The sequence below is a fragment of the Streptosporangium sp. NPDC000095 genome (assembly GCF_042899335.1).
Classification (GTDB): domain Bacteria; phylum Actinomycetota; class Actinomycetes; order Streptosporangiales; family Streptosporangiaceae; genus Streptosporangium.
The window spans coordinates 77,946-101,262 of sequence record NZ_JBIAZS010000006.1 but is presented as its reverse complement, the minus strand read 5'-3'; the positions used below and the strand labels follow the sequence as shown (position 1 = coordinate 101,262).

19 protein-coding genes and 1 tRNA gene are annotated in these 23,317 nt (G+C 69.2%); 4 read left to right on the top strand and 16 right to left on the bottom strand.

Annotated features, from left to right (window positions below):
- Positions 1–25 precede the first annotated feature (25 nt).
- The 11 genes from rpoB to ACFY3V_RS15670 form a co-directional block, all read right to left on the bottom strand.
- A complete protein-coding gene (rpoB, locus tag ACFY3V_RS15720) occupies positions 26–3,493 on the bottom strand; it encodes a DNA-directed RNA polymerase subunit beta (RefSeq protein WP_362895974.1) in 3,468 nt (1,155 codons plus the stop codon).
- 443 nt (positions 3,494–3,936) lie between these two features.
- Positions 3,937–4,461 carry a hypothetical protein gene (locus ACFY3V_RS15715; RefSeq protein ID WP_350943259.1) on the bottom strand — a complete coding sequence of 175 codons (525 nt, stop codon included), beginning with the start codon at positions 4,459–4,461 and terminating at the stop codon, positions 3,937–3,939.
- Positions 4,458–4,916 (bottom strand): hypothetical protein, encoded by a 459-nt coding sequence (locus ACFY3V_RS15710; protein WP_362895972.1) that lies wholly within the window; start codon positions 4,914–4,916, stop codon positions 4,458–4,460. The genes ACFY3V_RS15715 and ACFY3V_RS15710 overlap by 4 nt, the downstream gene beginning before the upstream one ends.
- Before the next feature lie 418 nt (positions 4,917–5,334).
- On the bottom strand, positions 5,335–5,721 hold the full coding sequence (gene rplL / locus ACFY3V_RS15705; RefSeq protein WP_350943257.1) for a 50S ribosomal protein L7/L12: 387 nt from the start codon (positions 5,719–5,721) through the stop codon (positions 5,335–5,337).
- Positions 5,722–5,805: 84 nt separating this feature from the next.
- Complete coding sequence (rplJ, locus tag ACFY3V_RS15700) at positions 5,806–6,330, bottom strand: 50S ribosomal protein L10 (protein ID WP_350943256.1); 525 nt, start codon at positions 6,328–6,330, stop codon at positions 5,806–5,808.
- A gap of 411 nt (positions 6,331–6,741) precedes the next feature.
- Positions 6,742–7,572, bottom strand: coding sequence for an LppX_LprAFG lipoprotein (locus ACFY3V_RS15695; RefSeq protein WP_362895970.1), 831 nt, complete (start codon positions 7,570–7,572; stop codon positions 6,742–6,744).
- 156 nt (positions 7,573–7,728) lie between these two features.
- Positions 7,729–8,442, bottom strand: coding sequence for a 50S ribosomal protein L1 (gene rplA, locus ACFY3V_RS15690; RefSeq protein ID WP_350943254.1), 714 nt, complete (start codon positions 8,440–8,442; stop codon positions 7,729–7,731).
- A gap of 176 nt (positions 8,443–8,618) precedes the next feature.
- Positions 8,619–9,050, bottom strand: a complete 432-nt coding sequence (gene rplK / locus ACFY3V_RS15685; protein WP_350943253.1) for a 50S ribosomal protein L11 — start codon at positions 9,048–9,050, stop codon at positions 8,619–8,621.
- Positions 9,051–9,198: 148 nt separating this feature from the next.
- Positions 9,199–9,987 carry a transcription termination/antitermination protein NusG gene (nusG, locus tag ACFY3V_RS15680; protein WP_389773794.1) on the bottom strand — a complete coding sequence of 263 codons (789 nt, stop codon included), beginning with the start codon at positions 9,985–9,987 and terminating at the stop codon, positions 9,199–9,201.
- 72 nt (positions 9,988–10,059) lie between these two features.
- Positions 10,060–10,308: a preprotein translocase subunit SecE gene (gene secE / locus ACFY3V_RS15675; protein WP_329089906.1), complete on the bottom strand. Its 249-nt coding sequence runs from the start codon at positions 10,306–10,308 to the stop codon at positions 10,060–10,062.
- A gap of 75 nt (positions 10,309–10,383) precedes the next feature.
- A tRNA-Trp gene (locus ACFY3V_RS15670) sits at positions 10,384–10,456 on the bottom strand.
- 253 nt (positions 10,457–10,709) lie between these two features.
- On the opposite strand from ACFY3V_RS15670, the gene ACFY3V_RS15665 reads away from it, so the two are divergent.
- On the top strand, positions 10,710–11,915 hold the full coding sequence (locus ACFY3V_RS15665; RefSeq protein WP_389773790.1) for a pyridoxal phosphate-dependent aminotransferase: 1,206 nt from the start codon (positions 10,710–10,712) through the stop codon (positions 11,913–11,915).
- 184 nt (positions 11,916–12,099) lie between these two features.
- Here ACFY3V_RS15665 and ACFY3V_RS15660 read toward each other — a convergent pair whose 3' ends face one another.
- Together ACFY3V_RS15660 and ACFY3V_RS15655 are read right to left on the bottom strand one after the other, a co-directional pair.
- A complete protein-coding gene (locus ACFY3V_RS15660) occupies positions 12,100–14,109 on the bottom strand; it encodes an ATP-binding protein (RefSeq protein ID WP_389773787.1) in 2,010 nt (669 codons plus the stop codon).
- Between the two features lie 26 nt (positions 14,110–14,135).
- Positions 14,136–16,253: an ATP-binding protein gene (locus ACFY3V_RS15655; protein WP_389773784.1), complete on the bottom strand. Its 2,118-nt coding sequence runs from the start codon at positions 16,251–16,253 to the stop codon at positions 14,136–14,138.
- A gap of 461 nt (positions 16,254–16,714) precedes the next feature.
- Between ACFY3V_RS15655 and ACFY3V_RS15650 the strand changes: the two genes are divergently transcribed.
- Entirely contained in the window at positions 16,715–17,734 is a 1,020-nt protein-coding gene (locus ACFY3V_RS15650) for an adenosine deaminase (RefSeq protein ID WP_350943246.1), read from the top strand.
- 184 nt (positions 17,735–17,918) lie between these two features.
- Here ACFY3V_RS15650 and ACFY3V_RS15645 read toward each other — a convergent pair whose 3' ends face one another.
- From ACFY3V_RS15645 to ACFY3V_RS15635, 3 genes are all read right to left on the bottom strand, one after another.
- Positions 17,919–18,779 (bottom strand): hypothetical protein, encoded by an 861-nt coding sequence (locus tag ACFY3V_RS15645; protein ID WP_389773781.1) that lies wholly within the window; start codon positions 18,777–18,779, stop codon positions 17,919–17,921.
- A complete protein-coding gene (locus tag ACFY3V_RS15640) occupies positions 18,766–19,344 on the bottom strand; it encodes a sigma-70 family RNA polymerase sigma factor (RefSeq protein WP_362895958.1) in 579 nt (192 codons plus the stop codon). The genes ACFY3V_RS15645 and ACFY3V_RS15640 overlap by 14 nt, the downstream gene beginning before the upstream one ends.
- A 212-nt stretch (positions 19,345–19,556) precedes the next feature.
- Complete coding sequence (locus ACFY3V_RS15635) at positions 19,557–21,689, bottom strand: ATP-binding protein (protein ID WP_389773777.1); 2,133 nt, start codon at positions 21,687–21,689, stop codon at positions 19,557–19,559.
- 409 nt (positions 21,690–22,098) lie between these two features.
- Between ACFY3V_RS15635 and ACFY3V_RS15630 the strand changes: the two genes are divergently transcribed.
- Both ACFY3V_RS15630 and ACFY3V_RS15625 read left to right on the top strand, forming a co-directional pair.
- Entirely contained in the window at positions 22,099–22,809 is a 711-nt protein-coding gene (locus tag ACFY3V_RS15630; RefSeq protein WP_362895954.1) for a methyltransferase, read from the top strand.
- A gap of 267 nt (positions 22,810–23,076) precedes the next feature.
- Positions 23,077–23,268 (top strand): hypothetical protein, encoded by a 192-nt coding sequence (locus ACFY3V_RS15625; protein WP_362895952.1) that lies wholly within the window; start codon positions 23,077–23,079, stop codon positions 23,266–23,268.
- The last annotated feature ends 49 nt before the right edge of the window (positions 23,269–23,317 follow it).

The window sequence follows — 23,317 nt, the reverse complement described above, 5'->3', positions numbered from 1 at the left end:
TGTAATCCCCTCCTCAGCTTCTAGATCAGACCTCTTCGACGCTGCTCGGCTCACGCCGGGACAGGTCGATGCCGAGCTCTTCCGCGGCGCGGAAGACGTCCTCGTCGGTGTCGCGCATCTCGATGGACATGCCGTCGCTGGAGAGCACCTCGACGTTCAGGCACAGCGACTGCATTTCCTTGATGAGCACCTTGAACGACTCCGGGATGCCCGGCTCGGGAATGTTCTCGCCCTTGACGATCGCCTCGTAGACCTTCACGCGGCCGAGGACGTCATCGGACTTGATGGTGAGCAGCTCCTGCAGGGCGTAGGCGGCGCCGTACGCCTCCAGTGCCCAGACCTCCATCTCACCGAAGCGCTGGCCACCGAACTGGGCCTTACCGCCGAGCGGCTGCTGGGTGATCATGGAGTACGGACCGGTCGAACGAGCGTGGATCTTGTCGTCGACCAGGTGGAGCAGCTTCAGGATGTAGATGTAGCCGACCGAGATCGGGTGCGGGAACGGCTCCCCGGAACGGCCGTCGAACAGCTGGGCCTTTCCGTTCGCGCCGACCATCCGCCCGCCGTCCCTGTTGACCAGGGTGTTGTCGAGCAGACCGATGATCTCTTCCTCGTTGGCACCGTCGAACACCGGCGTGGCCATGTTGGTGCGCGGGTCGACCTCGGCGAAGCCCTTGTCGCGCAGCCGCTCGGCCCACGCCTCCTGGATGCCGCTGATGTCCCACCCTCTGGCGGCGATCCACCCGAGGTGGGTCTCCAGCACCTGGCCGACGTTCATTCGGCCGGGCACGCCCAGGGGGTTGAGGATGATGTCGACGGCCGTGCCGTCCTCAAGGAACGGCATGTCCTCGACCGGGAGGATCTTGGAGATGACGCCCTTGTTGCCGTGCCGGCCGGCCAGCTTGTCGCCGTCGGTGATCTTACGCTTCTGGGCCACGTAGACGCGGACCAGCTCGTTGACGCCGGGGGGGAGCTCGTCGCCCTCCTCGCGGCTGAACACGCGCACCCCGATGACCTTGCCCTGCTCACCGTGCGGCACCTTCAGTGAGGTGTCACGGACCTCGCGGGCCTTCTCACCGAAGATCGCGCGCAGCAGGCGCTCCTCGGGGGTCAGCTCGGTCTCGCCCTTGGGCGTGACCTTTCCGACGAGGATGTCGCCGGGGACGACCTCGGCGCCGATGCGGATGATGCCGCGCTCGTCGAGGTCGGCCAGGACCTCCTCGGAGACGTTCGGGATGTCCCGGGTGATCTCCTCGGGGCCCAGCTTGGTGTCACGGGCGTCGACCTCGTGCTCCTCGATGTGGATCGAGGACAGGACGTCGTCCTGCACCAGACGCTGGGAGAGGATGATCGCGTCCTCGTAGTTGTGGCCCTCCCACGGCATGAACGCCACGAGGAGGTTCTTGCCCAGGGCCATCTCGCCCTCGTCGGTGCAGGGACCGTCGGCGACGACCTGGTTCACCTCGATCCGGTCGCCTTCGGCGACGATCGGCTTCTGGTTGAAGCAGGTGCCCTGGTTGGAACGCTTGAACTTGGCGACCCGGTAGGTCGTACGGGTGCCGTCGTCGTTCATCACCGTGACGTAGTCGGCGGAGACCTCCTCGACCACGCCCGCCTTGTCGGCGGTGATGACGTCGCCGGCGTCGGTCGCGGCACGGTATTCCATGCCGGTGCCGACCAACGGCGCCTCGCTCTTGAGCAGCGGCACCGACTGGCGCTGCATGTTGGAGCCCATGAGCGCGCGGTTGGCGTCGTCGTGCTCCAGGAACGGGATCATCGCGGTCGCCACGGACACCATCTGGCGTGCCGAGACGTCCATGTAGTCGACCTCGGTGGCGCGCAGGGACTCGAACTCCCCGCCCTTCCTGCGGACGAGCACGCGCGACTCGAGGAACGTTCCGTCGGGACCGATGGGCGTGTTCGCCTGGGCGATGACGTGCCGGTCCTCCTCGTCCGCGGTCAGGTAGTCGACCTGGTCGGTGACCCGGCCGTCGACGACCTTGCGGTAGGGGGTCTCGACGAACCCGAAGGAGTTGACCCGGCCGAAGGAGGCCAGCGAGCCGATCAGACCGATGTTCGGTCCTTCCGGCGTCTCGATCGGGCACATGCGACCGTAGTGCGACGGGTGAACGTCACGGACCTCGAAACCGGCCCGCTCACGGGACAGACCACCGGGGCCCAGCGCGGACAGACGACGCTTGTGCGTCAGTCCGGCGAGGGGGTTGGTCTGGTCCATGAACTGGGACAGCTGGGAGGTGCCGAAGAACTCCTTGATCGACGCCACTACCGGGCGAATGTTGATCAGGGTCTGCGGCGTGATCGCCTCGACGTCCTGGGTCGTCATCCGCTCGCGGACGACGCGTTCCATGCGGGCCAGGCCCAGGCGGACCTGGTTCTGGATGAGCTCGCCCACCGTACGGAGACGACGGTTGCCGAAGTGGTCGATGTCGTCGGTCTCGACGACGATCGGACCGTTCGCGCCGGGCATCTCCGTCTCGCCGGCGTGGAGCCGGACGATGTATTCGATGGTGGCGACGATGTCGTCCTCGGCGAGCGTGCCCTGGGTGATCTCGCTGTCGACCCCGAGCTTCTTGTTGATCTTGTATCGGCCGACCTTGGCGAGGTCATAGCGCTTGGAGTTGAAGTACAGGTTCTCCAGCAGCGTCTGCGCCGACTCCTTGGTCGGGGGCTCGCCCGGGCGCAGCTTGCGGTAGATGTCGAGCAGAGCGTCGTCCTGGCCGGCCGTGTGGTCCTTCTCCAGGGTGGCGCGCATCGACTCGTACTGACCGAAACGCTCAAGGATCTGGTCGCTGGTCCAGCCGAGCGCCTTGAGCAGCACGGTGACGGCCTGCTTGCGCTTGCGGTCGATGCGAACACCGACGCTGTCGCGCTTGTCGATCTCGAACTCGAGCCAGGCGCCCCGCGACGGGATCACCTTGCATCCGTAGAGGTCCTTGTCCGAGGTCTTGTCGACACTGCGGTCGAAGTAGACGCCCGGGGACCGGACCAGCTGGGAGACGACGACACGCTCGGTGCCGTTGATGATGAATGTGCCCTTACCGGTCATGAGCGGGAAGTCGCCCATGAACACGGTCTGGCTCTTGATCTCACCAGTGGTGTTATTGATGAACTCCGCCGTGACGAACATCGGGGCGGAGTAGGTCATGTCCTTGTCTTTGCACTCATCGACTGAGTACTTGGGCGGCTCGAACCGGTGATCGCGGAACGACAGGGACATGGTCCCGGAGAAGTCCTCGATGGGACTGATCTCCTCAAAGATCTCTTCGAGGCCCGACTGGGCCGGAACGTCCTTGCGCCCGGCCTGGCGAGCCGCCTCGACCCGCCCCTTCCACTTCTCGTTGCCGAGCAACCAGTCGAAGGACTCGGTCTGAAGAGCGAGAAGGTCAGGAACTTCTAGCGGCTCCTGAATTCGTGCGAAAGACACACGACGGGGACCGGCGGGTACGGCGGAGGCGTTGCGCGAGGCTGCCAACAGATGTCCTTCCGAGGGCTCGCGGCGGACTGACTACACGCACGCCAGACGACCATGCATCAGAGCACCAAAAGAAGCGGGTCGTCAAAGGGCAGCGCAAAGGGGCAGTGTAGCCGAACGGCATACACCTGTCCACTTCAGTCTCGCTGCAAGCTCCACGTTGGTCGCAGCATCGCCCGTCAGAGCCGAAACGTCAAGCCCGGGAGCCGACATTTCGGCAGGGAAACAGCCGAGACCCTGGGAGTTTTCCCACCGAGCGACCTGCGTACACCACCACAGCGGAGACAATGCCCGACCTGGTGTGGCTGACGCTGAGTCACGCGGCGGATCGAACACCGGCCGATGGATCGACCGACGATCGACGCTGCCATGGCCGGTGTACCCAACCGCCAACCCACCCCAAACCAAGGCTTTACTAACAATTGAATAAAGCGACGCGCCGATCAGGGGGGCGGAGGGTCTCCGAGCAGGGTGGACAGCTCCGAGACCAGCCACCGGGAATCCTTTTTGATCATGATGAATCTGGCCCGGTTCTGGCTGACGACCCGGCGTGGCTCCTTCTCCCCCTCGGGGGTCCTGACCGTGCTCATGCTCATGAAGAGCAGCACCTCGACCCGGCCGGAACCTCCCGACTCCACCGACTCGACCCCGGCCCCGGTCACCGTGGCCTGCTGCACCGTCTTCTGTCTCCTGGCCTGTGGAGCGATGCTCCTGGCCAGCTGCCGGTAGTGCAGACTGAGCGCCCCGACGGTGTATTCGCTCGCTCTTGCGAAATCCTGTTCGATCGTACGATAGTCATACGACAGCATGTCGGGGGCGACCGAACGGGCCGCGGCGAGCGCCTCCCGGCCCGCCGTCTCGTCCGCGCGCAGCCGGCTCAGGTCGGTGAACATGATCCAGACGGCCGCCGCGAGCGCGAGCGCGACGGCGACCATGAGTCCGATCGCCAGCCGGGAGGCATGTCTCACAGCACCAGCTCCGCCTGGGACACGAGCCACGATCCCCCGACCTTGGTCACTTCCATGTTCCACCGGTAGAACCGCTCCTGCGGGGCGTCCTTGCTCCCGTCCCGCCGGATCACCGCGTCGCCCACCACCATCACCTGGGCCGTGCTCCCCTTCAACGAGACCAGCCCCGAGGCCCGCAGCGCACCCGTCTGGAGGATCTTGTCCTTCACCGTGCTCCTCTTGAGCTCCGCGGCGGTCCTGGCGTACTCGGCCCTGGCCACGCCCGTGGAGGTGTCGAGGATGCGCCCGATGTCCTCGTCGACGCTCCGGTAGCCGACGGAGAGCAGATGCAGGGCGTGGGCCCCCGCCGCCCTCAACGCGGCCTGCCGGTCGTCAGCGGCCGTCTGGGCGTCGCGCAGGGCGGCACCGATCCAGAACGCGGCGACGAGCAGCGCCACGATCAAAACTCCCAGCATCGGCCCCATGATCCTGAGAGGGCGACGGGAGCGGCGTGAGCGACGGGAACGATTGGCGTGCACTGCCATGCGTTCTCTCCCATCGCACGGTCTGCGGAACGCGGGCCGGCGAGCGCGGCCGTCTCACCGCGCCGGACGGTACGCTCCCCGATCGCCGGATCATAACCCGCCGCGCAGATCCGCATAACGGCCTTCGCCCACATGCCCCGGGCCATTTCGCCCACCCATTCACCCCGGCCCTCGAGACGACGAGGCGTCCGGCCCGGTGAGGATGGCCCTCCCCCGCCGCCGCCGCGCATCCCGGCCGGCCGCTTCCCGCCCCTCCCACCCGGGTCCGCGTATGGATCGCAGGAGGGCGGAAACACGAGAAGAGCGGGCCACCGGCACCAGGTGGACCCGCTCTTCTCGATGAAACGAACTACTTGACGGTCACCGAGGCGCCGGCGCCCTCAAGGGCGGCCTTGGCCTTCTCGGCCTGCTCCTTGTTGACCTTGCCGTCGAAGACGGACTTGGGAGCGCCGTCAACGAGGTCCTTGGCCTCCTTGAGGCCCAGGCTCGTCAGGGCGCGGATCTCCTTGATGACCTGGATCTTCTTGTCGCCGGCGGCCTCGAGGACGACCTCGAACTCGTCCTGCTCCTCGACCTCTTCGACGGCGGCCGCACCGGGGGCGGCGGCGGCGACGGCGACGGGGGCAGCGGCCTTGACGTCGAAGGTCTCCTCGAAGAGCTTCACGAAGTCGGACAGCTCAAGAAGAGTCATCTCCTTGAAAGCGTCGAGCAGCTCGTCGGTGCTGAGCTTCGCCATGATGGTTCCTCCATACGGATCTGAACTACTAAAGAAAGTCGGGACCGCGGTTTGCGTTAATCCCCTGTGACCGCCTGCGCGGACCTACTCGCCGGCGCCTTCGCGCTTGGCGCGCAGGGCCTCGGCCAGCTGAGCCATGTTGGTGGGCAGCGCGTTGAAGACGGCGGCCGCGTGGCCCTGCTTCGCCTTCAGGGCACCGGCCAGCTTCGCGAGGAGAACCTCGCGCGACTCAAGGTCGGCAAGCTTGCTGATCTCGTCCGGCGTCATCGACCTGCCGTCGACGACACCGCCCTTGATGACCAGGAGGGGATTGGCCTTGGCGAAGTCACGCAGACTCTTGGCAGCCTCGACCACGTCGCCGTTGACGAACGCGATCGCCGACGGACCCGCGAGCAGGTCGTTGAGCTGGTTGAACCCGGCCTCAGTGGCCGCGATCTTGGTCAGCGTGTTCTTCACCACGGCGAACTTCGCATTCTCACCGAGAGAAACGCGCAGCTGCTTGAGCTGGGCGACGGTGAGACCGCGGTATTCGGTCAGAACGGCAGCATTGGAGCCGTCGAAGCTGCTCTTCAGCTCAGCGACAGCCGTTGCCTTTTCTGCCTTCGCCATGGGCCTCCTTCCAGATGTGCCGCCGGGGCAAGGGCCCAGAAAAGCGAACAAGCCCCGGCGCAGGCGCACGGGGCTCACATAAGGAGGTTAGTCCAGATGAAAACTCACATCACAACCTACGCGGGCCGTCCACTGACGTGGATCCTTAAGTCATCAAGCCATGCGACTTGACGACGACCGGCGGTCTTCGGCGTTGACAGCTTACGCGCTGACGCCACGAATGCCAACTCGGCGCCACCTCAGCGCGATAAGCCGGAAAAACACGCTTTTGCCCCCTCCCGGCGTCGTCCCCGGAGCCTGCCCCGCCACGGGCGCCGAGAACAGCCCGGGAGGAGCCCTCCCCGGCAAAGGGCCACGCAAAAAGCCCACGCCCCCGGCCGGTGGGCCGAGGGCGTGGACTTCTGGGAAACGTCAGTTCCCGCCGCGGTGCTCGGGCAGGTCACCCACCTGGTCGGCGGGCGGGGCCGTGATCTCCACGGGCTCGTTGAACCCCTTGAAGAGCGCCGTCAGGTTGAACGACGCGTCCTTCTCGGAGCCGCTGAGCGTGACCTTGCGGGGCAGGCTCTGGGCGTCGGCCCAGAGGTCGAACTTCACGTTCTTGGCCTGCGAGAGCTGCTCCTGAAGCTTTTCACGCTTGGCCGGGTCGATCAGCTGGGCGGCCTCGGCGACCGGGAAGGTGCCGCTGTAGTGGGTCGTGTCGACCCCACCGACCGTCTCGGTGCCGACCGCCTTGACGTCCTTGGACGCGGTCAGCAGCTTCACGGTGCCCGCCAGGTCGAACTGCTGCGCCTGGTCCATGAACTTCCTGATCTCGGACTGCCCCTTGGCGTCGAGCTCGCTGAGCGACACCTTGGTCCACGGCTTGCTGGTGCCGGCGACCCTGTTGATGAGCTCGGACTTCACGTAGACCGTGTCACCCGACAGGATGGCCCGTGCCCCGCCGGGCACGTTCTGACCGCCGAAGGTGATCGTGTCGAGCCTGATGTCCGTCGCCAGCTGGGGCTTGCTCTGGTAGAGCATGCTGCCCTGGACCTTGCCCGCCCCCTTCTCCCCACCGGTGGCGTCGAGAACCACGTCCGCGGAGTAGGAGGTGACCTCCTCGGCCTTCTGAGCACTCTGCTGCACCGCGTCCGCCGCGGCGAGTTTGACGTTTCCGAGGGAGCCGGTGCCCTGCGCACCGCATCCCGCGACCGCGATGAGCGCGGCCGCTCCCAGTGCGACTGTGGGAGCCAATCGGCGCATTTTCGTCTCCACCCTTTCGTTCCCCCGGTGATCCATGACAACGACACTACGCGTCGGCAAAGCCGGGCGCGTCGTCCGGGAGAACGAAGAAAGGCCTCAACCGAATGGCCATTCGGTTGAGGCCTTCCTCAGAAGACGTCTGCTATCAGGCTGCCATCAGGCGTCGAGCTCGGCGGTCAGCGCCCGCGTCTGGTTGGGGTCGACCTGGATGCCGGGGCCCATCGACGTGGAGAAGACGACCTTCTTGACGTAGCGTCCCTTCGCCGCGGACGGCTTGAGACGCAGCACCTCTTCGAGGGCGGCGGCGTAGTTCTCGATGAGCTGGCGCTCGCCGAAGGACACCTTGCCGATGATGAAGTGCAGGTTCGCGTGCCGGTCGACACGGAACTCGATCTTGCCGCCCTTGATGTCGGTGACGGCCTTGCCGACGGCCGGGGTCACGGTGCCGGTCTTGGGGTTCGGCATCAGGCCACGGGGGCCGAGCACGCGGCCCAGACGACCGACCTTGCCCATGAGGTCCGGGGTGGCGACGACGGCGTCGAAGTCGAGGCGGCCCTTGGCGACCTCGTCGATCAGCTCGTCGGCACCGACGATGTCGGCGCCCGCGGCGCGGGCCTCCTCGGCACGGTCACCGGTCGCGAAGACCAGGACCCGGGCGGTCTTGCCGGTGCCGTGCGGGAGGTTGACGGTGCCGCGGACCATCTGGTCGGCCTTGCGAGGGTCGACGCCCAGCCGCAGGGCCACCTCGACGGTGGCGTCGAACTTGGCGACGTTGGTGTCCTTGGCCAGCTTGGCCGCCTGCGCCGGGGTGTACAGGGTCTCGCGGTCGACCTGCGCCGCCGCGGCGCGGAATCCCTTGCTGCGCTTCATGTGATCACTCCTGTGGATCCGAGTGTTCGTGGTGCGGGCCAGCGCCTGGCCCCTCCACTTACTTCGAAATTTTCCTGCCGGACGTCGCTCGTGCTCCGCCCGTTGTTCGGCCCCTCGACGGTCGCGCGGATCATGCTCTCGCGCTCGTGCCCGCGGGGCCCGGTCAGCCGTTTCGGCTAGTCGGTGATCGTGATGCCCATCGACCGGGCGGTGCCGGCGATGATCTTCTCGGCCGCCGCGATGTCGTTGGCGTTGAGGTCCTGCATCTTGGTCTCGGCGATCTGGCGCAGCTGCTCCTTGGTGAGCTTGCCCACCTTGTCCTTCTGCGGGACGGCCGAACCCTTGGCGACACCGGCGGCCTTCTTGATCAGCTCAGGCGCCGGGGGCGTCTTCGTGATGAAGGTGAAGGTGCGGTCCTCGTAGATGGTGATCTCAACGGGGATGATGTTGCCGCGCTGGGCCTCGGTGGCAGCGTTGTACTGCTTCACGAATTCCATGATGTTGACGCCGTGCGGACCGAGGGCGGTACCGACCGGCGGCGCGGGCGTGGCCTGGCCAGCGGGGAGCTGGACCTTGACCAAGGCTGCGAGCTTCTTCTTAGGAGGCATGCTTCTCTCCGGGTCCTTGCTTCTCTGAACGATGTTCCTGCCGGCCCCGCGCAGGCGGGGCCCACTCCGGCGGCTGAATTTCGGCCGGAGTGAAGAAGGAACCATCCCCGCGACCGCGGGGCAGACTGGTGAAGTCTACGCGACCGGTTTAGATTTTCGAGACCTGGTTGAACGAGAGCTCGACCGGGGTCTCACGACCGAAGATCGACACGAGCACCTTGAGCTTCTGCGACTCGGCGCTGATCTCGCTCACCGTGGCGGGCAGCGTGGCGAACGGGCCGTCCATGACGGTGACGGACTCGCCGACCTCGAAGTCGACCGTCGCGGCGGAGGCCTTCGCGGTGGACTTCTTCACCTCTTCCGAGGGCTCCGGCGCGAGCAGCTTGGCGACCTCTTCGAGGCTCAGCGGGCTCGGCTTGTTGGAGAGGCCCACGAAACCGGTCACACCGGGGGTGTTACGCACCGCGGACCAGGACTCGTCGGTGAGCTCCATCCGGACCAGGACATATCCGGGCAGCACCCGCTCCTTGACCAGCTGGCGCTTGCCGCTCTTGATCTCGGTCACGTGGTGGGTGGGCACCTCGACCTGGAAGATGTAGTCCTCCATGTTGAGGGACTGCGTGCGGGTCTCGATGTTCGACTTCACGCGGTTCTCGTAACCGGCGTAGGAGTGGATGACGTACCACTCGCCGAACAGGCTCCGCAGGTGCCGCTTGAACTCCTCGACCGGGTCGACGTCGGGAAGGACGTCACCGTCCTCGTCGACGGCGCCGACCGGGGCCTGCTCGGCCTCGCCCTCGGCGTCGGTGTCGGTCTCGGCGTCGACATCCCGCCCGTCGGACTCGTCAAGCGAATCCTCGGTGACGTCGACGGCCTTCTCCAGCTCGTCCTCGCGCTCTTCGCGGGACTCGCCGGCCGACTGTGCAGACTCGGACACGGTGCTCTATCTCTTTTCTTCGATGGCTTGTGGACTCATCGGCGAGGCTATCCGCCCGCCGGAGACCGCGGCTCAGGCTCCGCCGAAGATTCTCAGCACGCCCTCGGTGAACAGCGCGTCCAAAGCCGACACGATCCCGACCATGATCAGAACGAAGACCAGGACGATGATGGTGTACGAAATAAGGTCTTTGCGCGTAGGCCAGATGACCTTACGCAGCTCGGCGACTACCTGTCGGTAGAAAAGGGCGGGAGAAGTGCGCTTGGTCTTCTTCTCACCGCTCGGCTTGTCTGCGGTTTCGCCGCGCGTGTCGATCGCCACAGTCCTCACCTGAATCCATCGAGTCCAACGCACATAAGCGGCGCGCTGGACGCCTGATGCGCGGACCGCTCCTAGCAGGGCACGAGGGACTCGAACCCCCAACCGCCGGTTTTGGAGACCGGTGCGCTACCAATTGCGCTAGTGCCCTAAGACATGAACCACCATACATCGGTTGGACCGAAGTTTGTCCGTGGCTCACGGTCTTGACCGCCGGTTCACGCATACGGCGGAAAGACCATGCCGGAGTCTACGGGTGAATGGCCACCACGTCGAACCGGAGGACGCCGACGGGCGATCGTCCAGCTCAGAAGCCGTCGCCGGCGCTCAGGCGGCTCCCGGGACGACGTCCGCATGGTGGATACGCGGCGGAAACATCGGCACAGGTCTGTAACCATGGAGGTATGACCCGTCCTCGCATCTCAGCGCGCATCTCCGCGATCTCCGAGTCCGCCACGCTCGCCGTGGACGCCAAGGCCAAGGCAATGAAGGCGGCGGGCCGCCCGGTCATCGGCTTCGGCGCCGGTGAGCCGGACTTCGCGACCCCCGACTACATCGTCGAGGCGGCCGTCGAGGCGTGCAGGAACCCCAGGTTCCACAAGTACACCCCGGCCGGTGGCCTTCCCGAACTGAAGCAGGCCGTCGCCGACAAGACGCTCCGCGACTCCGGCTACCGGGTGGACGCGGCCCAGGTCCTGATCACCAACGGTGGCAAGCAGGCCGTCTACGAGGCGTTCGCCACCCTGCTCGACCCGGGTGACGAGGTCCTGGTCGTGGCCCCGTACTGGACGACCTACCCCGAGGCGATCAAGCTCGCCGGCGGCGTCCAGGTCGACGTGGTGACCGACGAGACCACCGGCTACCTGGCGAGCGTGGAGCAGCTGGAGGCGGCGCGCACCGACCGCACCAAGGTCCTGCTCTTCGTCTCCCCGTCCAACCCGACCGGCGCGGTGTACACCCCCGAGCAGGTCGCGGAGATCGGCCGCTGGGCCGCCGAGCACGATCTGTGGGTCGTCACGGACGAGATCTACGAGCACCTCACGTACGGCGACGCGACGTTCGCGAGCATCGCCACCGTGGTCCCTGAGCTGGGCGACAAGGTGGTGGTCCTGAACGGCGTCGCCAAGACCTACGCGATGACCGGCTGGCGCGTGGGCTGGCTGATCGGTCCCAAGGACGTCGTCAAGGCCGCCACCAACCTGCAGTCGCACGCCACCTCCAACGTCTCCAACGTCGCCCAGGCCGCCGCGCTGGCCGCCGTCACCGGCGACCTGTCGGCGGTGGCGGAGATGCGCGCCGCCTTCGACCGGCGCCGCCGGACCATCGTCAGGATGCTCAACGAGATCCCGGGCGTGGTCTGCCCCGAGCCGCTGGGCGCTTTCTACGCCTATCCCTCGGTCAAGGCGCTCCTGGGCAAGGAGTTCGGCGGCAGGCGCCCGGCGACCTCCGCCGAGCTGGCCGAGATCGTCCTGGAGGAGGCCGAGGTGGCGGTCGTCCCCGGTGAGGCCTTCGGCACCCCGGGATACTTCCGCCTGTCCTACGCGCTCGGCGACGACGACCTCGTCGAGGGCGTGAGCCGCCTCGCCAAGTTCCTCGGCCAGGCCGGCTGAACGCGACGGCCTGACCGCCCGGCGCGCCGGGTCCCCGGCAGGGCCCGCCGATCAGGACGGCCTCCCTGCCGGGCCCGCCGAGCGTGACCGGTTCCCCGCCGGGCGCGGGGTTTCCCGCGGGGACCGCCGATCAGGACGGCTCCCCCGCCGGTCGAACACGCCCTCCGTACGCGCCGGGCGGGGCTCAGTCCCGCAGGGCGTAGGCCACGGCGGCCTCGAGGTGGGCGGCCGAGCCCTCGTCGAAGGCCCGCGCGTAGGCGGTCTCGCCGATCAGGCACGTGGCGCGGGCACCGGCGGCCTCGCGGAGCGCGGCCATGGTGTGGGCCCCGGTGCCGGGGGGCCCGAAGGTGGTCCGGATACGTTGCGCGGCCCCCAGGAGCCAGGCCGCGCGTCCGCCGTCGCCCTCGGTGGCGGCGATCCTGGCGAGCTGGTCGATGGCGAGAGCGCTGCCGACCGTGTCCCGCAGCCGTCGTTTGACCTCCAGGGAGGCCCTGGCCGCCGCTGAGGCCTCCGCGAGGTCACCCCGGCCGAAAAGGGCGAGGGAGAGGACGTAGTCGTCCATGGCGCGCTGTGACAGCTCCCCTCGCGCCTCGTGGCCCGGACGCGCCTCGCGCAGGATCCTCACCGCCTCGTCGAAGTCGCCGCGGAAGGTGGCGGCCAGGGCGAGGAAGGAGGGCAGGAAGAACGTTCCCGGCGAGGTGGGGCCCAGCCCGTCGGCCACGCGCAGCGCGTACGCCCGCGCGTCCTTTCGATCCAGGTCTCCGGTGAACAGGCGGGTTTGCGCGAGGGCGAGAAGGGCGTGTGCCTCGGCGTCGCCGTCACCGTACCGCTGGGCGCTCTCGACGGCCTCCTCCGCCCGGTCGCGCGCCAGGGACATGTCGCCCTGGATGAGCGCGAGATGGGCGACGACCCAGAGCGGCCTGGACCTCGCCCTGTCGGGGGCGGGGACGGCGGCCAGGGCGCGGCCGAGATAGTGGCGGCCCTCCCTGACGAACCCCAGCCGGCACCAGAGCACCCACAGGGCTCCTGCCAGCTCCAGAGCGCCGCGGTGGTCGCCCGCGCCGAGACAGCGGTCGAGGGCCGCGCGGATGTCGGGCAGTTCCCGGTGCGCCCAGCAGGTCCATTCGAGCTGGCGCGGGCCGTACCATTCGGCGTCCATGCGCCGGGCGGTGGACAGGTAGTGATCGCGATGCCTGCGGATCATCAGGGCGCCTTCGCCCAGCTCGTCGAGCCAGTCGCGCCCGTAGTCCCTGATGGTGTCGAGCAGGCGGTAGCGGTCACCCACGCGGGCGACGACGGATTTGGCCACGAGCGCGGCGAGTGCGCCGGGGACGTCGGGCAGGCGCTCGTCCTCGCACACGCCACGCGCCGCCTCGGCGTCGAACGCCGCGGGAAAAACCGACAGGCGGGCCCAGAGCAGACGTTCGGCGGGGGTGCACAGCTCGTGGCTCCAGCCGGCGGCGGTGCGGAGCGTGTGGTGGCGGACGGGGAGTCCCTCGCCGTCGGTCAGCGGCTTGAAGTGGACGTCGAGCTGGTCGGCGAGCTGGGTCGCCGACAGGCCGCGCATCTGGCTGGCGGCCAGCTCGATGGCGAGCGGCATGCCGTCGAGCCTGCGGCAGAGCCTGGCGACGGCCATCATGGCCCGCTCGTCCGTACGGAATCCGGGGGCCACGGCCCTGGCGCGGTCGAGGAAGAGGCTCGGCGCGTCGTGGTCCGCGAGGTCGGCGGTCTCGGGCGGGGGGACGGGGAAGGGTTCGACGAGCATGACGACCTCCAGCGGCAGGCCGAGCTCCTGGCGGCTGGTCACGATGATCTGAACGTCGGGCGCGCCGGTCAGGAGGGCCACGACCAGGGCGGCGCAGGAGTCGACCAGGTGCTCGCAGGTGTCGAGGACGATGAGGAGCCGCCGGTCGGTGAGATGCTCGACGAGGGAGTCCAGGGCGGGACGTTCGGCCGGGGTGTGCAGGCCGAAAAGTCCGGCGACGCCGTGGATGAGCAGGTCGCCGTCGGTCTCGGCGGAGAGCTCGGCCACCCAGACGCCGTCGGGGTAGTCGTCACGGACGTTCCTCGCGGCCCGCAGGGCCAGACGCGTCTTGCCGACGCCCCCGGGGCCGCGCAGGGTGAGCAGGCGTGTCCGGGTCAGGAGTTTCGCGATCTCGTCGAGCTCGGTGGTGCGGCCGACGAAACTGTTCATCTCGGCCGGCAGGTTGCCGCAGCGCGTCAAGAAAGCTCCCCCTGGAGTGCGTGTTCCACGGCGTCGCGCAGGCTGATCGAACTTCCCCGCGCCTCCAGCCGCTCGAACTCCGTCCTGCCCATGCGCCCGCGCAGCCTCAGCTCGGCCGTGCGCAGCTGCGTCGCGATCACGGGTGAACGGCTGGGCGGCACGTCGGCGCTCCGCCACGCGGCGCGGGAGGCTCCGAACATGGTGGCGGCGAAGGTGTCGTCGGAGCACGCCTCGGCGATCACGACGAACACCTCCAGTGCCTCCATCAGGGAGATGCTGTCGCCGAACAGGCGGGCCCCGCGCAGGGAGCCGCAGGCGGAGTCGAGCGCGGAGACGGTGTTGCCCAGGGAGTGCTCGGCCTGGGCCAGGAGGAGGTCCAGGCGGATGAGGGTCCAGTAGTCGCCGCAGGACTCGCAGAGCTCGCGTCCCTCGCGCAGGACGGAGACGGCCTGCTCATGGTGGTCGGCGAGCATCATCGCGGTGGCGACCACGGTGTAGGTGGGCAGGAAGCCCGGGAAGACGTTGCCGGTGGAGCGGTGGCGCACCCTGGCGTGCTTGATGAGCCTCAGGGCCTCGACCACATCGCCCTTGACCACGGCCAGGTGGGCCTGGAACTGGCTGACGTAGGCCGTGGCGTAGCCGTCGGCGTCCTCGGCGGCGCATTCGGTGAGGATGCGTTCGGCGCGTTCGAGGTCGCCGCGCTGGATCGAGACCCAGGCGTGCACCCAGAGTGCCTTGACCCGTTCGGGGCTGGGGGTGTGATCGAGGTCGAGGCCGCGCTGGAGGAGGTCGTCACCGGGTGCCTGCATGCCGCAGCACGCCCACAGGAACCACAGGTTGCCGACGAGGTCGAGTCCTCTTCGGTATTCCGGTGGCCGGGAGTAGCAGTATTCGATGGCGCCACGCATGTTGCCGCATTCGAGGACCAGCCTGCGGTACCACTCGAGCTGGCGGCCCTGCCAGCTCATCTCGGCGCGGGCGGACAGGGCGAGGAAGTGGTCGCGGTGGCGGCGCTGGATCTCGTCGGTCTCGCCGAGCCGGTCGAGCCAGACCACCCCGAACTCGCGGACGGTGTTGAGCAGGCGATAGCGGACTCCGCCCTCGCCCTCCTCGCGGACGAGGACCGATTTGTCGAGCAGGCCGAGCAGCCCGTCGAGGACGTCCTTGGCCGCGAGGGCGCCGCCGGCGCAGACCTCCTCGGCGGCCTCGATGTCGAAGGTGCCCGCGAAGACCGAGGCCCGCGCCCACAGCAGGCGTTCGGCGGGGGTACAGAGTTCGTGGCTCCAGCCGAGGGCGACGCGCATGGAGCTGTGCCGCCGGGGAGCGGCGGCCCGCGCGGGCGGGGCGGCGCCGAATCCGACGGCGTGGATCTCGCGTTCGGCCGCGGGGACCGTACGGCCTTCGAGGGACGCGGCGAGCTCGTCCGGCGAGGTGACGTGACCGTCGAAGGCGGTGATCCCCGCGGTGGAGATCGGGCGGCCGTCGAGGGTGGCGGCGAGCACGTCGAGGGTGCCGAGACCGCCGGGGGTGCCCTCGGCCACGGCGAGCCGGATCGCGAGCGGCAGGTTGTCGAGGCGCTTGCAGAGCTCGGCCGGATCCGTGCCGCCGAACCTGCCACCGGCGAGGGCGGTGATCAGCCGGACGGCGTCGGCGTCCGGCAGGCCGCCGACCGGGTAAAGGTGCTCGCCGGGCAGGCCGAGCCGCTGTCTGCTGGTGGTCAGGACGCGCAGTCCCTCGACCGAGCGCAGCAGCAGGCCGACCAGGATGCCCGTCGCGCCGACGACGCGGTCACAGGTGTCGAGGACGAGCAGGGTCCGGCGCGTGAGGAACTCGTCCACCAGGGCCCGCAGCGCGGGGGTGCCCGGCCCGCGGCGGGCGCCGATCGCGTCCGCGAGCGTCTCGGTCAGGGAGTCGAGGTCGGCGGGCGCCTCCGACAGCTCCACGATGTGGACGCCGCCGGGGAACGCGGGTTCGAGGGTGCGGGCGAGCCGCAGGGCGAGACAGGTCTTCCCGACCCCCGCGGGGCCGGTCAACGTGACGTGCCGGACCCTTTCGAGCAGTGCGGATACGTCTGCGAGTTCTGTCTCCCTGCCGACGAAGACATCCGCTTCCATGGCAGCCCCAGCGTCCTGACAATGTGTGCCTCCACGGTCGCACGGCGACATGGTCCACTGAAAGCCCGTTTCCTAAATTTCCTCGATATAACGGGGGATGGGATATGGGCGGGTGTGCCGTGCCCCCGCAACGCCTGCCCGAAATAACACATAAAACCCTATAAATAACCAATCGGGAAAAGTCGCGGGAAATGTCGGGAAAGGCGAGCGGGGTTCCGGCCCTGTTCAGCGGGCCTGCCCGCCTGCGCGGTGCCCATGACGATCTCGACGGCGAGGCCCCCGTGCTCCGTCCACACGAGCGTGAGCGTACCCGGCCCGCCGCCCGCGTCGAGCTCACCGCCCTCCCCCGGGCCTCCGCGCGGCGATCTTCCCCCTCCCCGGGACGTGAACGGACCTTCAGATCGCGCCAAAAACATCGGGGTCGTCGATCGGCGCCCTTGAAGGTACGGCACCATATTGAAATGCCACGTCCCCTCAGCGAACTGCCCAAGGCGCACCTGCACCTGCACTTCACCGGCTCCATGCGGCACTCGACCCTCGTCGAGCTCGCCCGCGAGCACGGGTTACACCTTCCCGACGCGCTCGAGGAGGACTGGCCGCCCCGGCTGCGCGCGACCGACGAGCGAGGCTGGTTCCGCTTCCAGCGGCTGTACGACATCGCGCGCTCGGTGCTGCAGCGGGAGAGCGACGTCTACCGGCTGCTGCGCGAGGCCGCCGAGGACGAGGCCGCCGAGGGATCGGGCTGGCTGGAGATCCAGATCGACCCGTCGGGATACGCGTCGAAGTTCGGCGGTCTCACCTCGGCGATGGAGCTGATGCTCGACGCGACCCGCAGGGCGGCGGACCACGCGGGGATAGGGATCGCCGTCGTGGTGGCGGCGAACCGTACCCGCCACCCTCTCGACGCCAAGACCCTCGCCCGCCTCGCCACGCACCACATGGACGAGGGCGTGGTCGGGTTCGGGCTCTCCAACGACGAGCGACGCGGCCGGGCCCGCGACTTCGACGGAGCCTTCCGGCTGGCCAAGCGCGCCGGGCTGCTCGCCGTACCGCACGGCGGGGAACTGCTGGGCGCGGCCAGCGTGGCCGAGTGCGTCGACGTGCTGGACGCCGACCGGGTCGGGCACGGGGTGCGGGCGGCCGAGTCGCCGAGGCTCATGGAACGCCTCGCGGCCCGGGGGATCACGTGCGAGGTCTGCCCGACGTCCAACGTCGGCCTCGGGGTGGCCGAGCGCGCCGAGGACGTACCGCTGCGGCGCCTGTTCGAGGCGGGGGTGCCGATCGCGCTGGGCGCCGACGACCCGCTGCTGTTCGGTGCCAGGCTGCTGCCCCAGTACGAGCTCGCCAGGCAGGTGTACGGCTTCTCCGACCCGGAGCTGGCCGAGCTGGCCCGCCAGTCGGTGCGGGCTTCGGCGGCCCCGGACGACGTGCGCAAGAAGCTCCTCCAGGGGATCGACGACTGGCTGGCGTCATCGGGCTGAACGGACGCGCCTCCCCCTCCGACGCATCCGGCCGACGCCGGAGAGCCTCCCGCTCGGACACACCCCGCCGACGCCGGAGAATCGAGCGGGCGAGCACCCGCCCGGCCGACGTCAACGAGCCGAACGGACGGATTCCCGACGTACCACGCACCCCGTCGGCCACCGGCACACCCCCGAGAAGGCGTCAGCGGACCGAGCGGGCGATCTCCTGCGCACGGCCGAGCTCCCCGACGCCCTCCAGGCGCAGGCCGACCCGCCCTCGCTGCCAGATGAGGGTGGGTCCCGCCGGACGGGGACGGACCTCGGCCCTCCCTCCGCTCCTGGGCAGGTAGGTCAGGCCGTGGTGGGCCGGGATCCACTGTGCCTTCACCGCACCCACACCGGCGTCCTCCGGCCAGGGCGGGCCCAGTTCCTTTCTGAAGACGAGGTGGAGGCTGCCGTCGTACTCGTCCAGCCTGAGGCCGGGCCAGAACAGCGACACCACCCGGCCTCCGTCGCTCACCCTCACCTCGGCGGGATCGCCGAGCGCGGCCGGGACGGAGACGGGGAACGCCACCTGCTCCCTCGCCTGTTCCAGGGTGACCCGGCGCTCACCGGGCAGCGGCTGGGGCACCCCGGACGGCAGCGGCCCGGGGCCGCCGATCCTGAGCTCGACTCCCGCGAAGCGCAGGATCTCCGCGACCGCGGCCCTTCCCGCGGGTGTCGCCCCCAGGAGGAGGGCCGCGAGGATCGCGACGGCGGCGACCACCGCCCGCCGCCGTACCCGCCCGCCGTCTCGCAGCGCCTCCCACGCGCGCCTGAGCACGCGGGGACCTCCGGGGACGGCGGGTGCCTCGGGAGCGGGACTCTCGGGAACGGGGCTTCCAGGAGCGGCGGGCGCCTCGGGATCGGGCGTCCCGGAGTCCGGTGCCGACGCGGCGGGGGCGAGTTGTGATCGGAGCCGGGCTCGTACGGCCCGCGCGACGTCGTCCGGGGGCGGGGAGGGGACGTCGATGGACTCCCCGAGGGCGAGGAGCCGGGCTTCGAGGTCGTCAGGTGAGGTCACGGGCCACCTCCTCACGCAGACGGGCCAGGCCGCGGGAGGTCCGCGACTTGACGGTACCGACGGGAAGATCGAGCACCTGGGCGGTCTCGGCCTCCGACAGCTGTAGGAAGTACCGGCAGACCACGGTCTCGCGTTCCCGTTCGGGCAGCGTACGCACCGCGTCGAGGAGCCGCGCCCTCAGGTCGGTCGCGACCGCCGCCTCCTCGGGTCCCTCGCCCGGCGGGGGAACGAACTCGGTGAGCCGCACGGTCAGCCTGTCGCGGCGTCCACGGGAGCGGGTCAGGTTGTGCGTCTCGTTGGCCACGATCCGCAGCAGCCAGGGGCGGAAGTGCGCGTCCCTGCGAAAGGAGGCGAGATGACGGTACGCCTTGACGAACGCCTCCTGGACCACGTCCTCGGCCTCGTCGGCGGCGCCGAGCATGGCCGCGGTGCGGTGCGCGAGCACGCTGTAACGGGCGACCAGCACCTCGTAGGCGTCCAGGTCACCGGCGAGCGATCGGGTGATCGCCTCATCGTCGTCCGTCGGGGGGCTCCTTCGCGAATGTTGGGAGAGATTCCACCGCATCCGAGCCCTTCGCGAAAGCCCTCTTCTCCTCGTGAAGCCTCGCGCTCGTGGGCGAGACCGTGATCCCGTCCGCCCGGGTGCTCCCTTTGGATTCGGAGGACGGGGCCGAGAGTGGCCTCTTCGGATTCGGAGGACATCCGGAGGGCACGGTGGCCGACAGCGGCGGAAGGCACCGGGGCGAGGGCCTCTCGCAGGACCTCTCGCAGGACCTCTCAGAGGAGCTCTCGGAGGACCTTGCCGTGCAGGGCATGGGCGACGGCCTCGTCTCTGTGAAGGGCATAGGCGACGGCCTCCTCCGGGTCGGCCTGATAACCCTCGGCGAAGACCGCGTCGTAGGTCTCGTCTCCGAGCAGTTGCCTGGCCGTCCGCTCGGCGACGGTCCTCGGCTCGGACATGCCCTCGGAGCCGAAACCCTGGAGCCCGAAGGTGGCCCACAGCCGTACCCCCGCTCCCTGGAGCCTCGCCGTACGCCGGCCGTCGCCCTCGACCGCGGCGATCACCGCGAGCTGGTCGACCGCGAGCGCCACGCCGGTGGCGTCGCGCAGGCGCCACTTGACGTCGAGCGACTGCCGGGCGGCCTCCGCGGCCTCGTCCACCCGTCCAAGACCCAGCTGCGCGATGGACAGGACGTAGTCGCCACAGGCGCGGGCCCAGCGCTCGCCGCGCGCGTCGCAGAGCCGCTGCGCCTCCTTGAGCACGGAGACGGCCCTGGCGAACTCTCCACGCCAGGTGACCGCCGTCGCCGCGGTCACCAGGGCGAGGGGTTCGCTCACGGTGGCGGCCTCGGCGCGGCGGAAGTACTCGCGGACGAGCTCGACGCGGGGCTCGACGTCCTCCAGGGCGCCGGCGCACAGGGAGCTGCTGGCCAGCCTGAGCTGAGCGTGCCCGGCCGCCGCGTAGTCGCCCCAGTCGAGGGCCGCCGACAGCGCCGCCTCCGCGCGACGACGGCCCACCTCCGGCTCGCCCTGGGCGATGGCCACGCAGCCGTCGGCCCACAGGAGCCTGGGCAGCCCGGGATCGCTGACGGGGGCCGCCTCGATCGCCCTCGCCATGTGGTAGCGGCCCTCGTTCAGCCGTCCCAGGCAGAACCAGAGGATCCAGAGCGTTCCCGCGAGTTCGACGGAGGTCGGGGAGGCGGGGTCGAGGGCGAGGCGGAGGTCGGTCATGGAGAAGGCGAGCCTCGCCGCCCACTCCTCCTGCCCGGGGCCGTACCAGTCGGCCTCGGCCCTGCGCGCCAGGTCGAGGTAGTGGTGGCGGTGCCGCCGCGTCAGCCGGGCCTCCTCACCGAGCAGGGCGAGCCGTTCCCTGCCGTACTCCCGCACCGTGGAGGGCTGCCGGTAGCCTCCGGGCACGGGGACCAGGAGGAACCTCCGCTCCAGGCTCTCCAGCAGGTCCGGTACGCCGCTCAGCGGGTCGTCGCCGCACACCCACTCGGCGGCGGCCGCGTCGAAGTCTCCCGCGAAGACCGAGAGCCGCGCCCAGAGCAGGCGTTCCCGCGGGTCGCAAAGCTCGTGGCTCCAGCTGATCGCCGCGCGCACGATTCGGTGGCGGGGGGCCGGTGTCCTGCCGTGGGGGATCTCGAAGTGGTCCTCCAGGTGATCGGCGAGCCGCTCCACCGGCAGGGATCCCAGCCCTCCGGCGGCCAGCTCGACGGCGAGCGGTACGCCGTCCAGCCGCCGGCAGATCCTGGCCGCGGCCGCCACACCGGCCTCGGTCGTCTCCAGGCCGGGAACCACGCTCCTGGCCCGGTCGAGAAAGAGCCGCAACGCGTCGTCCGCCCCCGCGCCTTCCAAGACGGCGCCTTCCGGGACGGCGCCTTCCGGCCATCGGACGGGAGGCCCCGGGGCGGGTGCCTCGAAGGGCCCGACGGGGAGCAGCGCCTCCTGAGGAAGCCCGAGAGGCCGACGAGAGGTGGTGACGATCCGTACGCCGGGCGCCCCCGCCAGGATCTCCCTCACGAGGGCGCGGCAGGCGGGCAGGAGATGCTCGCAGGCGTCGAGGATCAGCAGGAGTCTCCTGCCCGCGAGGAACTCGACGAGCGTCTCGGCCTGTGACCGCGCGGACCGCTCGGGAAGGCCCAGGACCGCCGCGACCGTGTGGGCGAGCAGATCGCCGTCGCGCTCGCCGGAGAGCTCCACCAGCCAGGTGCCGTCCGGGTGATGTTCCTCCCGCTCCCGCGCGGCCCTGACCGCGATTCGTGACTTGCCGATGCCGCCGACACCGGTGACCGTGACCAGCGGAGTATCGGCCAGGAGTTTCAGCAGCCGCCGCACCTCGCCTTCCCTGCCGATGAGGTCGTTCGTCTCCGCGGGCAGGTTCCCGCGCCACCACCGGGTCTGTTCCATTGATTCGCGCTCCTTTCTCCACTCACCGGGAATCGCACCGTTTCCACATCACGAACGGGTCGGCCGCCCATTTCCCAGGAGGGTTTCTTTGTCCTGCGGTGCAAATCTCACCGCCGGGTCGAGGTCGAACTTCCCCCGTTCGACGTGAAGCGCGGAAATGCTGGTGCTTTATGGCTGATTCGGCGGAGCCGGTAATCGAGGTGAGGCCGGACCCGCCGTCCTCCGCCGGCGGTGCCGATCCTCGTCGCGAAAGATCGCTCGTCACGGGGCCGCGACGTCGGCCGTGAAGCGTTTAAGGGGTCGCCGCGGGGGAAGCGCCACTAGACTCTGGCTGTCCCTGGCCGTGGCCTCGCCCCGGCCTTTCCGTAAGCGAGCTGGACGGAACCGCATGTCTGGGTATGACCGCGTAGTGCAACCCGCGGCCGGTGACGAGGCCCTGGAGAACCACCTGGGTGGGGACGAGGCCAAGAACTACCGGCAGTACGAGCTCGACATGGTCGCCCCGCACGTGGGCCGGTCCATGCTGGAGATCGGCTCCGGGCTTGGCCACTTCGCCGAGTCCTTCCTGCCCCGCCTCGACCGGCTGGTGGTCAGCGATTTCGACCCATACTGCGTGGAGCAGCTGCGGAAGCGTTTCGAGGGCCGCGACGACATCGACGTGCTCCAGTTCGGCCTGCCGACCGAGATCCCGATCGGTGAGAAGGTCGACACCGTCGTGATGATGAACGTCCTGGAGCACATCGAGGACGACGTCGAGGCCCTGCGCTCGCTCGCCAAGGTCACCCTCCCCGGCGGCCGGATCGTGATCTGGGTGCCCGGCTACATGCAGCTGTACGGAGACTTCGACCGCAAGGTCGGCCACGTCACCCGCTACACCCCCGCCACCCTGCGCAGCACGGTCTCCAAGGCGGGCCTGGACATCGACGTGCTCAAGCCGATCAACTTCCTGGGCGGCATCGCCTGGTGGGCCGCCGTCCGCCGCGGCGGCGTCGGTTACCCCGACCCCCGCCTGGTCAAGATCTACGACCGTACCGTGGTGCCCCTCACCCGCTTCATCGAGCGCTTCGTCCGCCCGCCGTTCGGACAGACCGTCTTCTGCGTCGCCCGCGTTCCCAAGTAACCCCCTGCTCGAACAGCCCGCGTCATCCCGTGCGGTGCCGCTCCCGGATTTCCGGGGCGGCACCGCACGCGGTTTTTAATGGGTTGCACGCCTCGGCGACAGCACCGTATGTTCGTCCGCATGTGGATCAACTCCTAAGAGCCGGCGTCGATCAGCCTTCGCTGATCCGCCCGCACTCAGCCCTCCGGCCCCGTTCGTCCGACGTGGCAGCTGAGTTGTCCGACCCGGGATCGCGCCGCGTCGTCACATTCTTCGAGGAGTCCTCATATGCGAATTCATCCTGCCCACAAGTCCGCCCAGAAGCGTGGCGGGAAGTCCAGGACCACCAAAACCCCCAAGCCGCGCACCCCGCTCCCCGAGCACGTCGTGCCCGCGGCTCCGCGGCACATGCCGATGCCTCCGATGCCGACGAGGCCGACCCGGCAGCCGCGCCGGATCCCGGGCAAGGGGGGCCGCTGACCTGCGGGTCCTTTTCGGGAAAAGCCCCGGTCCCGGGAGGTCTCCCTCC